This is a genomic window from Rhizobium sp. NLR22b (genome assembly GCF_019685295.1).
Classification (GTDB): Bacteria; Pseudomonadota; Alphaproteobacteria; order Rhizobiales; family Rhizobiaceae; genus Rhizobium.
The window spans coordinates 242,138-255,977 of the sequence record NZ_JABDWM010000007.1 but is presented as its reverse complement, the minus strand read 5'-3'; the positions used below and the strand labels follow the sequence as shown (position 1 = coordinate 255,977).

The window sequence follows — 13,840 nt, the reverse complement described above, 5'->3', positions numbered from 1 at the left end:
CGCCTTGGTGGTGACGGCTAACATGAAGTTTACTCGGTTTCAATCCGAGAGCACCTGCCGCTTTTCACCGCTGATAAATCAGGGTTTGATTTTCAAGGCGCGAGCGTCTTCTTGATCTGCCAGCGGTCGTGATACCAGAGCCATTGTTCCGGATATTCCCGCACCCAGCTCTCCACCTTGTCGTTGAGTAGCTGGGCGGCCGCCGGCAGGTCGAGATAACCTTTAGCGTCGCGCGGCATCTCCAGCCGCGGCTCGATTTCCAGCCGATAGCGATTACCTGGCAGGCGGATGCAGCGTGCCGGATAGACCTCGCAATCGAACTGGCGCACCAGCTTCGGCAGCAGCGGATTGGTCTTCACGTCTAGCCCGAAGAAGGTGCCCTTCAGCCCCTTGCCGAATTTCTGGTCGACGAGCACGCCCACCCCCTGGCCCGCCTCCAACTGGCGTGCGAGCGCGAAGGAGGAGCCGGCATGCGAAGGCACCAGCTTGCCCATGCGGGCGCTGCGGAAGTCGAATACCTTCTTTGCGACATAGGGATTGTTCGGCGGCCGGAAAAGCACGGTGACTGTGAGCCCGAAGGCCGCGCCCGCCACCGGCAGCAGCTCGAAATTGGCAGTATGGCCGGTAAAGACGATGAAGGGGCGCGGATTGTCACGCAGGTCGAGGAAAATGGGGATGCCCGACACCTCCACTCTGCCCGGCTCCGGCCGTTCGGGGTCGTAGTCGAAGAGCTGGTCGAGAAAGACGTATTCGGCCGCGAGCCGACCCATATTTCCCCAGCTGCCGAGCGCGATCTCTTCGATCTCGGCCTCGCTCTTCTCAGGGAAAGCGTTGCGCAGATTGACGAGCATCAGCTTATGGCGGCGGGTCCGCCGGCCGAGGCGGCGCATCATCCGGTCGGCGAAGCGAATCGCGCCATCGGCCGGAAACAGCTTCAGCACGTTCAGGAAGCCGAACATCGCCTGCGCCACCAGCCATTGCTGGAAATTTCTGAGCGCCAGAACGACCCGGGTAATGAACAGCTTCACGTGAGGTCAGTCCATCTTCAGAATGATCTTGCCGAAGATCTGGCGGCTTTCCATCCGCTCCAGCGCCCGGTCGATATCGTCGAAGCCGACTTCGGTGTCGATGACCGGATGGACGAGCCCGCGGCCCATCTTCTGCATTGCATCGGCCATGTTCTCCATGCGGCAGCCGAACGAGCCGAAGAGCTTCAGCTGCTGCTGGAACAGCATCATCAGGTTCATCTCTGTGGAAACGCCGGAGGTCGAGCCGCAGGTGACGAGACGCCCGCCGCGCTTCATGCAGAGCATCGAACCCGCCCAGGTGTCTTTGCCGACGTGTTCGAAGACGACGTCCACACCCTTCTTCTTGGTGAGCTTGCGCACCACGCCTTCGAAGCGGTCGGTGCGGTAGTTGATGACGTGATCGGCGCCGAGAGCTTTGGCCTTGTCGATCTTGTCATCGGAACCGACCGTGGTAATCACGGTACAGCCGATCTTCTTGGCCAGTTGAATTGCCGCCGTGCCGATGCCGGAGCCGCCGGCATGGACGAGGATCGTTTCGCCGGGCTCGAGCTTGGCGTTGTCGAACAGCATGTGCTCGACCGTGCCGAAGGTGACGGGAGCGAGTGCGGCGCCGATCGCATCCACACCGGGAGGTGCGGGAACGAGCAGACGCGCCGGCAGGTTCACCTTCTCCTGCGCGAAACCATCGAGATGGAAACCATGCACGCCGGAAACATGCTCGCAGAGATTGTCTCGGCCTTCGCGGCAGGGCCGGCAGAGGCCGCAGGTGCGCGCGCCATAGATCGAAACCAGCTGGCCCGGCAGCACATTGGCGACCCCGGGACCGATCGCTTCGATGACGCCGGAGGCTTCCGCGCCGATGACGAGCGGCATCTTGCGCTTGGCGAAAGCCATGCCGCGCCAGCCCCAGACGTCGATATGGTTCAGCGCCACCGCCTTGACGCGCAGCGTCACCTCGCCGGCGGCAGGTGCCTCCGGTTCCGGCAGGTCGGTGATCTCAAGCTTGCGGTCGTCGATCAGTTGCAAAGCGCGCATGGCAAAATCCCTCGCCTCGGAGGCGTTCGTCTCGTCTTGAAATTGTCGGGAACCGCTTAAGCCGGTTCGAGCGCCATGACAAGGCTGGCATTCTGCCCGCCGAAGCCGAAGGAGTTTGAAAGCACGGCCGAAACCTGGCCCTCCCGCTTCCTGTTCGGCACGACATCGAGCACGATCGACGGGTCGGGATTGGCGTAGTTGATCGTTGGCGGCAGCGTGCCCGTCAGCATCGTCTGCAGCGAGAACACCGCCTCGACCGCGCCCGCCGCCGTCAGCGTATGGCCGATCATCGATTTGTTCGACGACACCGGAATGGCGACGAGCCGTTCGCCAAAGACGGCCGACATGGCGCCATATTCCATCTTGTCGTTCTCGGGTGTCGAGGTGCCGTGCGCATTGATGTAGCCGATGCCGCTCTCGTCGATGCCTGCGTCGGCAAGGGCCGCGCGGATCGTCGCGATCGCCGGACCGCCGTCGGGCGAAGACCGGGTGCGGTGGAAGCTGTCGGCCTTGTCGCCGGCGCCCTTCATGATGCCGAGCACCTTGGCGCCTCGGGCGACCGCCGCTTCCAGCGATTCCAGCACCAGCGTCGCCGCACCCTCGGCGATGACGAAGCCGTCGCGATCCTTGCTGAACGGCTTGGAGGCCTTGGTCGGCGGATCGTTTTGCGTCGAAAGAGCCGACAGAAGCGAAAAGCGGATCAGCGCCTCGGCGCTGAGCGACCCGTCGGTCGCAACCGTCAGTGCGCGATCGGTACGGCCCTGGCGGATCGCCTCGATGCCGAGCTGAATCGCAGTGACACCGGAGGCGCAGGCCGTCGACAAGGTCACGGGAAGGCCGCGCGTGCCGAACCGGTCGGCAAGGCGCTCGGAAATCGCGCCGAACAAGGCCGCCTCGTGGAAGGCCGGGTCCGGGCGCTGGCGCAGCGCCGTCAGGAAGCGCTCATAGGCATCGCCCGGATGATCGGCGGCCGGCGAGCGGTCTGCAAGTTCGAAACGGGCGCTCCATTCGGGTTCGATCGGCGGCGCGGCAAGGAACAGCGGGCCGTTGAAATCGCCTGACAGACCGGCATCGGCTAGTGCCTCGATGGTCGTCTCGCGCGCAAAGGCATAGGAACGCTCGACGGCATTCGGCACCGGAATGTCTATGAAATCGACAGTGCCGGCAATCCGTGTCGAGAGACCCTCTGTGGGAAAGCGATTGATCGCATGGATGCCCGAGGTGCCGGAGGAAAGAGCTGCCCAATTGTCCTTCAGCCCCTGGCCGAGCGAAGTGATGATGCCCATGCCGGTCACTGCGACGATCGGCCGACCGAGGTGATCCCTGTAAGCGGAAGCTGTCATATCTCTCTCCTCACGCCTCTGCGGAAAGAACGGCGACGCCCTCGCCGCGCTGGTGTCCGACCGTCGTTACGACGGCCGCCTTGGTGCCCGCCTTCATCGGCGCTTCATGGGCAGCGTCGAAGGGTGGAACCTTTGCGTTGGCATCGATGGCCAGGGCTGCGAGCGCCAGCCCCAGCGGGAATTGCGCCTCGATCGTGTGACCGGAAACGCCGCCGAAGCCGCGGATCGCCGCACCCGGAAGCTGATGTTCCAGCACCGCCTTTTCGCGGGCGGCGATCTCGTGCATGCCGGTCGAACCGGAGAAGATCGCCATGCTCTCTGCCGGCAGCTCGGCGGCAGGCTTCAGCAGCCGTTCCATCCGCACTTCGAAATTGCCGGCAGCGCGATTGCCGCGATCGCCCTCAACGGCGCTGATCGTCGCATAAATATGCGCGCCGCGTTCTTGCGCATGCTTGCGCGATTCCAGCACCAGGAAGGCGCCGGCGGAACCGGTGATCATGCCGCCGCCCTCGAGGCCGGAGCGCGACCAGAGTGGCGCCCATTCGCCGCGCGTGTGCGCGCCGATCGCTTCGGTAAGCAGGATCATATCCGGGCGCTCGGCAGCAAAGGCGCCGCCAACCAGCGCATGGGTGGATTCGCCGGAGCGAATGCGCCAGAACGCCGTCTCGACGGCGGAAACGCCCGACGCTTCTTCGCCCATGAAGGTCCGCGAGGAGCCGGTGACCTTGTGAACGATGGAAATATTGCCGGCAAGCAGATTGGAAAGCTGCGCCAGGAATAGCGTCGGCCTGAGTTCCGTCGTCAGCTTCTCATTGAGCAGCAGTTCGCGGTCGTTGCGCTTCAAGCCCTCGTCGACGATCAGCGTGTCGACGTTGATGTCGCGCTCGCCGCCGCCGGCCGCCACGATCATGTCCATCGTGCCGCAGGCCTCAATATTGTCCTTGAAGCCGGCATCGTCGAGCGCAAGACCCGCGGCGAAGACGCCGATGCGCTGCCAGTTCTCCATCTGGCGCTGGTCGCCGCGCTTGGGGATCTGCTGCGACCAGTCGATCTCAGGCAGCGGATGCACCGGATAGGGTTTGAATTTCTCTGTCTCGACGATCGCCTTCGGCGCGCTCTCCGCCGAAAGCAGCGCGATATGCGCCTCCTTGCCGACGCCCTGACAGGTAACGATGCCGACGCCTGAAATGACGACGTCGTTTGCAGCCTTGCTCATCCAACCACTCCCTGCGCTGCGATCGCTTTGAGAAGCCCGACCTCGCCGGCGCGTTTTTTAACGATATCGCCGAGCGGAACTTCGCTGAAGGGCATGGTGCGCAGTTTCAGCTGCGCATCGCAGACCTTCTTGCCGCCGCTGGTGATCTTGGCCTTGGTGACCGCGAAACCCGACCCGTCATGCTCCAGCACCGCCTCGATATCGAGCACGGCTTCCGGCTCGACGAAGGTGCGCATCTTGGCACCGTCGACCGACATCAGGAAGGGCATGGCGGCAAAGTCGGTCACGGCAAGCACCAGCATGCCGGAAGCCTGCGCCATGGTCTCGATCAGGAGCACGCCGGGAACGAGCGGCATACCGGGAAAATGGCCCTCGAAGACGGGGCTCTTGGCCGGTACGACGGAACGCGCCGCAAGCGTCCCCTTCTTCAGGTCCACCGCTTCGACGCGGTCAATCATCTGGAAATATTCCAGCAGCATTCGGATCCTCCGGCCCGGCAGGCCAAATCCGCCCGCTGGTGACGCCTAATTAGGAACGAAACCGCCCGGCCGCCATACTCAGGGCGGCAGGGCGTTCAAAAAAGACTGGTGTGTCGCTCAGGCCTTGGCCGCTTTGAGCTCGTCGATTTTGGCGCAGAGGTTCTTCAGCACGAAATATTCTTCCGTAGAAACCTTGCCTTCATTGACCTCCTGCGTCCACTTTTCGAGCGGAATCTTGATGCCGAATTCCTTGTCGATCGCAAAGACGATGTCGAGGAAATCGAGGCTGTCGATACCGAGGTCGTCGATCGTATGGCTCTCCGGCGTGATCGTGGCGCGATCGATCTCGCTGGTTTCTGCAATAATGTCGGCAACTTTATCGAATGTAGCGGTCACGCGCTGTACCTCATGAAATGACGATTTAAACCCCCTCATAGGCAAATCCTTTTCAAAAGCCAATGCTTTCGTCCGGGCGTTACGGCAAATTGACAATAAGGTGTTGCCTAAACAGCAATGGAACACCGGTGAGTGCAGGCGCCGAAAACAGGATGCGGCTGTCCAACATCCGCACCGGTCTTTGATCTGAATCAAATTATGCGCGCTGGCATTTGATAATCATCAAGCCGCGCTGGAAGGAATTGCGATTGCGTTCCACGTGTCCGGCTTTTTGAAGGATCCCGACGATGGACGTTGCCAGCAGCGAGATTTTCGAGACAGGCACGCCCGTCGCATGTCGTTCCTGTCAGGCGCGGCACGGCGTCGTCTGCGGCGCCCTGTCGAACGCTCAGTTGAAGGAGCTCAACCGCCACTCCCTGCGCCGCAAGATCGAGGCCGGCTCGGAGATCATTGCGCAAGGATCGGAAAGTTCGTTTTATTCGAACATCATGCGCGGCGTGGTGAAGCTCTGCAAGATGATGCCGGACGGACGCCAGCAAATCGTCGGCCTGCAGTTCGCTCCCGATTTCGTCGGCAGACCCTTCATGCGCGAAAGCACACTGTCGGCGGAGGCGGCAACCGACGCCGAAATTTGTGTCTTCCCGCGCAACCTGCTCGACCGCATGATCGCGGAGACGCCGGAGCTGCAGCGCAGGCTGCACGATCAGGCGCTCAACGAGCTCGACGCCGCGCGCGAATGGATGCTGACGCTCGGCCGCCGCACGGCGGAAGAGAAGGTTGCAAGCCTGCTCAACCTCATCGCGACCCATGCCGAGCCGCAAACCGCGATCAGCACCGCCTTCGATCTGCCGTTATCGCGCGCCGAGATCGCCGATTTTCTCGGGCTGACGATCGAAACCGTCAGCCGGCAGATGACCAGGCTGCGCAAGCGGGGTGTTATCCTGATCGAGAACTCCAGACATATCGTCGTTCCCGATCTGGATGAACTGGAAAGAATCAGCGCGTAACAGGATCAGACGTCGCATTCGGAGTCAGGCGCTGATCCGGGATCAGCGCGTGATGACGACGCGGGTATTGGCAAGACCCGCCTGCCGCGTCAATGAGAAGAACTCGGCCGCATTGTCAGGATGCAGGCGAACGCAGCCATGCGAGGCCGGTGTGCCGAGACGCTTCAGATCGAAGGTGGCGTGAACGGCGTAACCGCCGTTGAAAAATACGGCGTAAGGCATCGGCGCATTGTCGTACTTGCGCGAGCGATGATCGCGCGACAGCCATTTGGCGCTCCAGGAGCCGGTGGGCGTGACATAACCATTGCGCGCGGTGGAAACCTTCCAGCGATATTTGACGAAGCCGTTCTCGGTGACGGTCATCGTCTGCTTGCCGATGCTGATATTGGCAACCAGCGCTGCTGCCTCAGCCGCAGCCGGAGAAAACTGCAGTAATAAGCTTGCCGCCGCGGCGGCAAAAATCGTCTTCATGATAATCCCTCTTCGCGCCCGCGCATTTGATTGCGCCCTCACGACAGAGAGACTACGACGATACTTGATTACATAGCTTTAACCCGAATGGTAATCACAATTCTAACAGGGCAATGACCGGTTTAAGCGCCGCAGGACGGCCGCTCCCCTCACTGAAGCTTGCGCCCCGCCGGCCTCTGCTTGAGTTGCTGATAGGCCTTGTTCATCCTTTCACGGATGGAGGCCATAGTGCCGAGATTATGGCCGCAGGCCGCGCAGCTTATGATGTCCGTCTCCCGGATCTCGGGACGCTCGAATTTCATTTTGGTGCTTTTGCACTTCGGGCACGGTAGTTCAACCTGAACTGTCATCGCTCTGCTTCCGGTCTGATGGATTTGAGGCGTTTCGCATAAACGTTTGCGGCGTGACTGTCCACCGGGGGGTGAGCTATGGCGCAAACCCCTCACAGGAAGCACAAAAACAATCCGAACGTGATGCCGGCAAGCACCATGCAACTCGCCTGATAAACGGAGACACCGTCCTCGATGTCGCCGGATGTCGCGACATCGCGCCCGGGATTGTTGATCATCGGTTCGGTAACGAGCACGCCGCCGTAGATGCGCGGTCCGGCAAGCTGGACATTCAGCGCACCCGCCATTGCCGCTTCCGGACGGCCGGAATTCGGCGAACGGTGCAAGCCGCCGTCGCGCATCGCTACCCGGATCGCCTCGCGGCAGGCGCTGGTGCCGCGCCGGATCCAGGCGCCTGCAGCAATCAGCAGGATGGAGAGGCGCGCGGCCGGCCAGTTGGCGACATCGTCGAGCCGAGCGGCCGCCCAGCCGAAATCGATGTATTTTTCCGATCTATGGCCGATCATCGAATCGGCCGTGTTCAGCATCTTGTAGGAGAAAAGCCCTGGCAGGCCGAAAATGGCATACCAAATCGCCGGCGCGACGACGCCATCGGAGAAGTTCTCGGCAAGGCTTTCGATCGCCGCGCGGCAGACGGCCGGCTCATCCAGCGTCTCGGGATCGCGCCCGACAATGCGGGCAACGGCCGCCCGTCCACCGACAAGCCCCTCCTCACGCAGGGCGACGGCAACGGCGGCGACATGGTCGGCAAGGCTCTTCTGCGCCAGGAAGATCGCCACCAATCCGGTCTCCAACAGGATGCCGGCGAGGCCGAACAGCGCGAAAAACCGGTTGAACACGAAGCCTGCCGCCAGGGCCAGCAACAGCAGCGCTACGATGGCGGCGACGCCGTTCATCCGCCGTTGATGGCCCGTGAGGCTTGAAGGATTGAGCTGCTGGTCGGCATAGGAGATCACCGCTCCGAAAATCGCAACGGGATGCGGCACGCGCGACCAGAGCCATTGCGGATCGCCGACGATCCGGTCGAGCAGCAGCGCCAGAAGCAGCACGAGAAGGTTTAGGTCGATCGTCATCGCTCAAATCTCTGAAGGACTTCGCCAAGCCTCCGGTCCGCCGCCGGATCAGGCGTCAGCCCGAAACGCAGCCATCCGGGCGCATAGTCGAACTTGCGGACGAGAATATGATGCCGGCAGAGATGCGTGTAAATGTCGCTCGCTCTGGCATCGTCGACAAGGGAAAACAACGCCGTTCCCCCTGCGATCTGCAGCCCGAGCCCGGTCAGCACCGCATGAAGCCCGACGCCGCGTTCATCGATGAGCTGGCGGATGGGGGAAACGTCCGAACGCAGCAGCGAGCCTGCTATCGAAAGCGCCGGCCCGGACACGGCCCAGGGTCCGAGCCATCCCTCGAAACGCTGGAGAATATCATCACGCGCAATCGCAAAGCCGAGCCGAAGGCCGGCGAGCCCGAAAAACTTGCCGAAGGAGCGGAAGATCACCAGATTTGAGAGCCGCTGCGCGTGGCCGGCGAGACTGAGTGCCGGATCGGCGTCGCCGAAGGCTTCATCGACAACCAGAAGTCCATTGACCGCCTTCATCCTGTCATGCAGGCCAATCAGCGTTTCCACGGGCCATGTCAGCCCATCGGGATTGTTCGGATTGACAACGACCGCAAGCCGATGCTCAACTCCGATCGCAGCGACATGACCGACGGTATCGACGGCAAAACCGGCTGAATTAAAAGCGCGCGCATACTCGCCATAGGTCGGCGCCACGACGGCGACCCTGGCGCCCTCATCCTTTGTCAGCAACCGCGGCAGAAGTTGGATCACCGATTGCGTGCCGGGCACCGGCAGCGGCAGGATCTCGCCGCTCCCATAGTAATCGCGCGCCGCCCACCTTGCCTCTTCGGCCAGATGGCTGTCCGGCAGGCGGTGCCAAGCCCTTGCAGGGATTTCCGGCAGGGCAGCCGGGCACGGATTGATCCCGGTGGAAAGGTCGAGCCAGTCCTCCGGCCTGCCGCCAAAGGCGGCAGCAGCGGCAGTGACTCCGCCACCATGGACGATCGGCGCGCTCACGCGGCAATCCCGGCAAGATCGATCAGATGCATGTAGGAACCCGCCACCTGCCCGCGCCGGAGCCCCGCCGGGCCAAGATCGGTTCCGAGCGCATCTCGGACCTGAAACAGCCGTTCGCCCTCGCCTTCGGAGATGAGGGTGGAATAGTGGAATTCATGCGCCGTCATCGCTCGTTGAAAGATCGCGCCGTCGAGCGGCATGACGCGGCGATAACCGAGATGGCGTTTTCGCGCGGCATAGCTGGTGACAACGGGCAGCAGACCGAGCATCTCGTGACGGATGCCCTCTGCGTCGATCAGCCCGTCGCCGAGCACCATGTAGCCGCCGCACTCGCCATAGATCCGGATGCCGCGCGCCGCCGCATCGAGAAGGCCTGCGCGAAAATTCGACGCCTGGGAGAGCGTTCCGGCATGCAGTTCGGGATAACCGCCAGGCAGATAGATCGCATCAGCATCGGCAGCGGGCGCCTCGTCGGCCAGCGGCGAGAAGAAGGAAATCGCACCCCCCCGCCGCCGCCAGCCAAGCAGCATATGCTCATAGGAAAAGGCGAAAGCGATATCACGGGCCACCGCAATGCGACTGCCGAGTGGCGGCAGGCGATCGATATTGGCAGCCGACGGCCGGTTGAGGCCCTGCCTGGCGATGCGCAGCAGAAACTCGAAATTGCATTCCTCGGAGACGGCATCCGCCGCATGCTCGATGAAACCTTCGAGGCTTGCATGCTCACCGGCCTGAACAAGGCCGAGATGGCGATTCGGCAGGACAAGCGCCTTGTCGGCGCCGATCACGGCGATCACCGGCATCCGAATCGCCTCGAGCGCCTGACGCAGCATCGCCTCGTGGCGTTCGCTGCCGACCTTGTTGAGGATGACGCCGGCAACGCGAACATCCGCGCGGAAGCCGGCAAAACCCGCCACCAGCGGCGCGACCGATTGCGACATGCGCGAAGCGTCGATGACCAGCACCACGGAAAGGCCGAGCTGGGCGGCCAGATCCGCTGCCGTCCCCTTCCCGTCGGCCGCTCCGTCGAACAGCCCCATCATCGCCTCAACGACGAGAATGCGGTCGCCGGAGCGGTGCAGCGTCGCATTGGCCGAGATCAGCTCCGGCCGCATCGCCCAGGGGTCGAAGTTCAGGCAGGGCGTGCCGCTTGCCGCCGCATGGAAGGCGGGATCGATATAGTCGGGGCCGGCCTTGCCGGGCGCGATCGCGATGCCGCGCCGACGCAAGGCTCTGAGCAGGCCGAGCGTCACCGTCGTCTTGCCGACGCCGGAAGAAGGAGCTGCGATCAGGAGGCCGCTCATGCCAGCACCTGGCCGGACTGGCGGAACGGATCCGGCTGCAGCCGTCGTCCGGCGAGAGCGCCGAGCCAATCGAGCGAGGCTCGGAGCCGCACCACCTCGCCGATGACGACCACCGCCGGCGGCTCGAGCCGGGAGGCGGTAACAGCCTCGGTCGCTTGCCCGAGCGTCGTCTCCAGCACCTGCTGCGCGCCGGTCGCCGCATTGCAGACGAAAGCCACGGGCTCGGATGGCGAGCGGCCCGAAGCAATGAGTTTGGCGCTGATCTGGGCGATGTGCTTCATCGCCATGTACATGACGATCACCGGCGAACCCTTGCCGATCGCTTCCCAGTCGATCCTGTCCGGCACGATGCCGGAGGAATCATGGCCGGTCAGAAACGTCACCGCATGATTGATCTCGCGATGCGTCACCGGAATGCCGGCATAGGCAAGCCCGCCGATACCGGCAGTGATGCCCGGCACTATGCGGAACGGAATATTGTGCTCGACCAGCGTCAGCGCCTCCTCGCCGCCGCGCCCGAAGACGAAGGGATCGCCCCCCTTCAGCCGCAGCACCCGCTTGCCGGCGCGCGCCAGTTCCACCAGGCGCAACGAAATATCCCGCTGCTTGGCCGAGGGTTTGCCGCCGCGTTTGCCGGCATATTCGAGTTCGGCGCCGGGGTGCGCGAGCCTCAGGCAGTCCTCATTGACCAACGCGTCGTGGACGATCACATCAGCCTCGGCGAGCCCCCTGGCGGCCAAGAGCGTCAGCAGGCCCGGATCACCCGGACCGGCCCCGACGAGCCAGACGCTGCCCGGCTCCAACGCCGGCAAATGGGAGAATAAACTATTCCACATTTTGTTGATCTAGGCCCAGCGAGAGCCAAGGTCAACGCCGCCTGCGCCACCTCACTTGAAGTTGCTGAGATGACAATGACTCACTTTGCAAACGAGCGGATTCGATATCGCAGGAAAGCGATGCAGCAATATGAATACACTATGATATTACCCTCGCGACCGGCCGCGCATGGAGTCGGTCAACTCCGCTTTCTTCCTCGCCAAAAAAGAACTACGATAGTTTTTCAATTGCCGTTTGACGCTGCTTCAATGCAACCGTCTAACTATGAGCGCGAGTAAGGGGACAATGCTCAGAATATTCTCGTTACGGGGCAGGCTTGGTCGTCTTCGCTATTTCCTGTTCAACGTGGCAGTCATTGCTGTCGCCGCGGCCGTGGTATTCGCTCTCACTCACTTACTGACGCTGGTCGGAACTCGGGAAGCGATTTCAAGGGTTAAGGAGTTAATCGCCCTAACCTATGCGCTGGCGCTCATCACCTGCCTTTGCCTAATGGTGATGCGACTGCATGATTTCGATCAGAGCGGCTGGTGGACCGCTTCAGTCTTCATGCTTCACCTGCTCTACGGCTATTACGAAGCAGTTGGCTCCCTGACCGCAGTAATTCTCATGAGCATCTTTCTGCTGGCGGTCCATCCTGCAATCATCCTAACTCCTGGCTCGAAGGACCCCAACAGGTTTGGCGAAGTGCCCGGCTCCGCCGGCGCCCGCTTAGGTTTGCTCGGCGGATAATGGCCCGCCGCGAGAGGTTGCGGAGATCCGGGCGTATCGCTGTGGCCTGTGCCGAGGATGACGCCAGGCGACGCCTGCTGTGGTGAAATACATTCCAATCGGCGTTGAAGACACTCAGCCGCGAAGCAGCGTATCGCGGATCAGCGTCAGGACCTTTTCCGACTCGATCCCTGTGGTGACGATCTGGCTCGGCCGATCATCCCAATCGCCGGGCGGGAACCGGCGATTGTCCGGCTTGACGATCGTCTGGCCGTCGGCAATGCCGCCGCAGACGACGCGCACCGCACCTGAGATGGACGAGAACAGCTCCGGCGCCACGACGTAGACTGCGGCGCAGCTGTCATGCACCATCATGCCGTCCTCGACCGCATGCTTGTAGAAGTCGATGTAGGATTGCGAGAGTGCGTCGAGCAGTTTCACGGCACCATCTCCCTCGGCCGCCATCCTGCCGAGATAACTGCGGCTCATGGTGGTGATCGAGGTGACGTCAAGGCCGATGACTGCGACCTTCCAGGGCGCGGTCATGACGATGTCGGCGGCCTCGGGATCGCCATGAATATTGGCCTCGGCGACCGGCGAGACATTGCCGGGCACATAGAAATTGCCACCCATGATGACGACGTCCTTGACCAGGGTCGCAATCTCCGGGTCTTCCTTCAACGCCCGCGCCAGATTGGTCATTCGCCCGACCGCGACCAGGCGCACCTCGCCGGGATGGGCACGCACGGTGTCGATAATGAAGCGGTGCGCCGGGCGCGGATCGAGCGGCAGGTCGATCGACGCTGGCACCTCGATATCGCCGAGGCCGTTGTCGCCATGCACCATGGAAGGCCACTCCCGCTCCGCGCGCGAGGCATCGATGGTGACGCTGGCGCCTTTGGCGACGGGTGCAGGAATATTCCATTCACGCTTGAGGAAGAGCGCATTGCGCGTCGTCGTCTCGACCGAGGCATTGCCGAACACGGTGGTGATGCCGATCAGGTCGATTTCGGGATGCCGATGCAGGAAGAGAAGCGCCATGGCGTCGTCAACGCCCGGGTCAGTGTCATAAATGACCTTGTGCATGATTTTTCCTCTAGATGTGAATCGCGAGGCTGCCGGGTGGCGCCGCGAATTGCCGCCACCATAGCGACCATCAGGCTTTCTGCAACCCGCCACGGGCAACTGCCGCCGTTGCATGCGCCGATTTGATTTTGCCAAGCATCAGTTCGGCATTATCACCGGTCGCCGCAAGCGCTGCCGATTCCGCCACCCCATGGCAGCCGACCCGAGCAAAGACGACGGCCGACGGATTTTTGAGCCGCGGCGTTTCCCGCTCCAGCCGCGGCGCGTCGAAGAATACGGCCGGCACGCCAAAATGCCTGGCGACCGCGAGGATAGCCGCCTCCTTACGGCGGCTGTCGATAGAAGCAATAGCGGCGAGTTCCTCCGCACCGATACCGGCCGCCGCCAGGGCCGCAACGGCCAGCGCCTGCACCTCGGCGACCGGCGTCCCGCGCTCGCAGCCGAGCCCGAGCACATGGCGCCTTGTCGCATCGAAAGAAATGTCGCTCATGGAGGCAGCCGAA

General features: G+C 62.6%; 16 protein-coding genes. 2 read left to right on the top strand and 14 right to left on the bottom strand.

Annotated features, from left to right (window positions below):
- Positions 1 to 92: 92 nt before the first annotated feature.
- The 6 genes from HJC00_RS14175 to HJC00_RS14150 form a co-directional block, all read right to left on the bottom strand.
- A complete protein-coding gene (locus HJC00_RS14175) occupies positions 93 to 1,028 on the bottom strand; it encodes a lipid A biosynthesis lauroyl acyltransferase (protein ID WP_210630988.1) in 936 nt (311 codons plus the stop codon).
- A 6-nt stretch (positions 1,029 to 1,034) separates the two neighbouring features.
- Positions 1,035 to 2,063, bottom strand: a complete 1,029-nt coding sequence (locus HJC00_RS14170) for a zinc-binding dehydrogenase (RefSeq protein WP_210630987.1) — start codon at positions 2,061 to 2,063, stop codon at positions 1,035 to 1,037.
- A gap of 56 nt (positions 2,064 to 2,119) precedes the next feature.
- A complete protein-coding gene (locus HJC00_RS14165; RefSeq protein WP_221153532.1) occupies positions 2,120 to 3,406 on the bottom strand; it encodes a beta-ketoacyl-ACP synthase in 1,287 nt (428 codons plus the stop codon).
- Between the two features lie 10 nt (positions 3,407 to 3,416).
- The gene (locus tag HJC00_RS14160; RefSeq protein ID WP_210630985.1) at positions 3,417 to 4,622 is read right to left on the bottom strand and encodes a beta-ketoacyl-ACP synthase; all 1,206 of its coding nucleotides are present in this window, start codon (positions 4,620 to 4,622) and stop codon (positions 3,417 to 3,419) included.
- On the bottom strand, positions 4,619 to 5,101 hold the full coding sequence (locus tag HJC00_RS14155; protein ID WP_210630984.1) for a 3-hydroxyacyl-ACP dehydratase FabZ family protein: 483 nt from the start codon (positions 5,099 to 5,101) through the stop codon (positions 4,619 to 4,621). The genes HJC00_RS14160 and HJC00_RS14155 overlap by 4 nt, the downstream gene beginning before the upstream one ends.
- A gap of 117 nt (positions 5,102 to 5,218) precedes the next feature.
- Positions 5,219 to 5,497 carry an acyl carrier protein gene (locus tag HJC00_RS14150; protein WP_003540486.1) on the bottom strand — a complete coding sequence of 93 codons (279 nt, stop codon included), beginning with the start codon at positions 5,495 to 5,497 and terminating at the stop codon, positions 5,219 to 5,221.
- Positions 5,498 to 5,784: 287 nt separating this feature from the next.
- Here HJC00_RS14150 and HJC00_RS14145 point away from each other — a divergent pair, with 287 nt between their 5' ends.
- Positions 5,785 to 6,504, top strand: a complete 720-nt coding sequence (locus HJC00_RS14145) for a Crp/Fnr family transcriptional regulator (RefSeq protein ID WP_221164217.1) — start codon at positions 5,785 to 5,787, stop codon at positions 6,502 to 6,504.
- Between the two features lie 42 nt (positions 6,505 to 6,546).
- Here HJC00_RS14145 and HJC00_RS14140 read toward each other — a convergent pair whose 3' ends face one another.
- From HJC00_RS14140 to cobA, 6 genes are all read right to left on the bottom strand, one after another.
- Complete coding sequence (locus HJC00_RS14140) at positions 6,547 to 6,975, bottom strand: L,D-transpeptidase (protein ID WP_221153529.1); 429 nt, start codon at positions 6,973 to 6,975, stop codon at positions 6,547 to 6,549.
- 149 nt (positions 6,976 to 7,124) lie between these two features.
- Entirely contained in the window at positions 7,125 to 7,325 is a 201-nt protein-coding gene (locus HJC00_RS14135) for a hypothetical protein (RefSeq protein WP_210630981.1), read from the bottom strand.
- Between the two features lie 92 nt (positions 7,326 to 7,417).
- Positions 7,418 to 8,398: an adenosylcobinamide-phosphate synthase CbiB gene (gene cbiB / locus HJC00_RS14130; protein ID WP_221164216.1), complete on the bottom strand. Its 981-nt coding sequence runs from the start codon at positions 8,396 to 8,398 to the stop codon at positions 7,418 to 7,420.
- A complete protein-coding gene (gene cobD / locus HJC00_RS14125; RefSeq protein WP_221153527.1) occupies positions 8,395 to 9,402 on the bottom strand; it encodes a threonine-phosphate decarboxylase CobD in 1,008 nt (335 codons plus the stop codon). Before cobD ends, cbiB begins: the two co-directional genes overlap by 4 nt.
- Positions 9,399 to 10,706, bottom strand: a complete 1,308-nt coding sequence (locus HJC00_RS14120) for a cobyrinate a,c-diamide synthase (protein WP_221153526.1) — start codon at positions 10,704 to 10,706, stop codon at positions 9,399 to 9,401. The genes cobD and HJC00_RS14120 overlap by 4 nt, the downstream gene beginning before the upstream one ends.
- Positions 10,703 to 11,542 (bottom strand): uroporphyrinogen-III C-methyltransferase, encoded by an 840-nt coding sequence (gene cobA / locus HJC00_RS14115; protein ID WP_221153525.1) that lies wholly within the window; start codon positions 11,540 to 11,542, stop codon positions 10,703 to 10,705. Before cobA ends, HJC00_RS14120 begins: the two co-directional genes overlap by 4 nt.
- Positions 11,543 to 11,828: 286 nt before the next feature.
- On the opposite strand from cobA, the gene HJC00_RS14110 reads away from it, so the two are divergent.
- A complete protein-coding gene (locus HJC00_RS14110; protein ID WP_221153524.1) occupies positions 11,829 to 12,272 on the top strand; it encodes a DUF805 domain-containing protein in 444 nt (147 codons plus the stop codon).
- Between the two features lie 114 nt (positions 12,273 to 12,386).
- On the opposite strand, the gene HJC00_RS14105 is transcribed toward HJC00_RS14110, so the two are convergent.
- Positions 12,387 to 13,337, bottom strand: a complete 951-nt coding sequence (locus HJC00_RS14105; RefSeq protein ID WP_221153523.1) for a nucleoside hydrolase — start codon at positions 13,335 to 13,337, stop codon at positions 12,387 to 12,389.
- 70 nt (positions 13,338 to 13,407) lie between these two features.
- On the bottom strand, positions 13,408 to 13,827 hold the full coding sequence (locus HJC00_RS14100; RefSeq protein WP_210630974.1) for a cobalamin biosynthesis protein: 420 nt from the start codon (positions 13,825 to 13,827) through the stop codon (positions 13,408 to 13,410).
- Between the last annotated feature and the right edge of the window lie 13 nt (positions 13,828 to 13,840).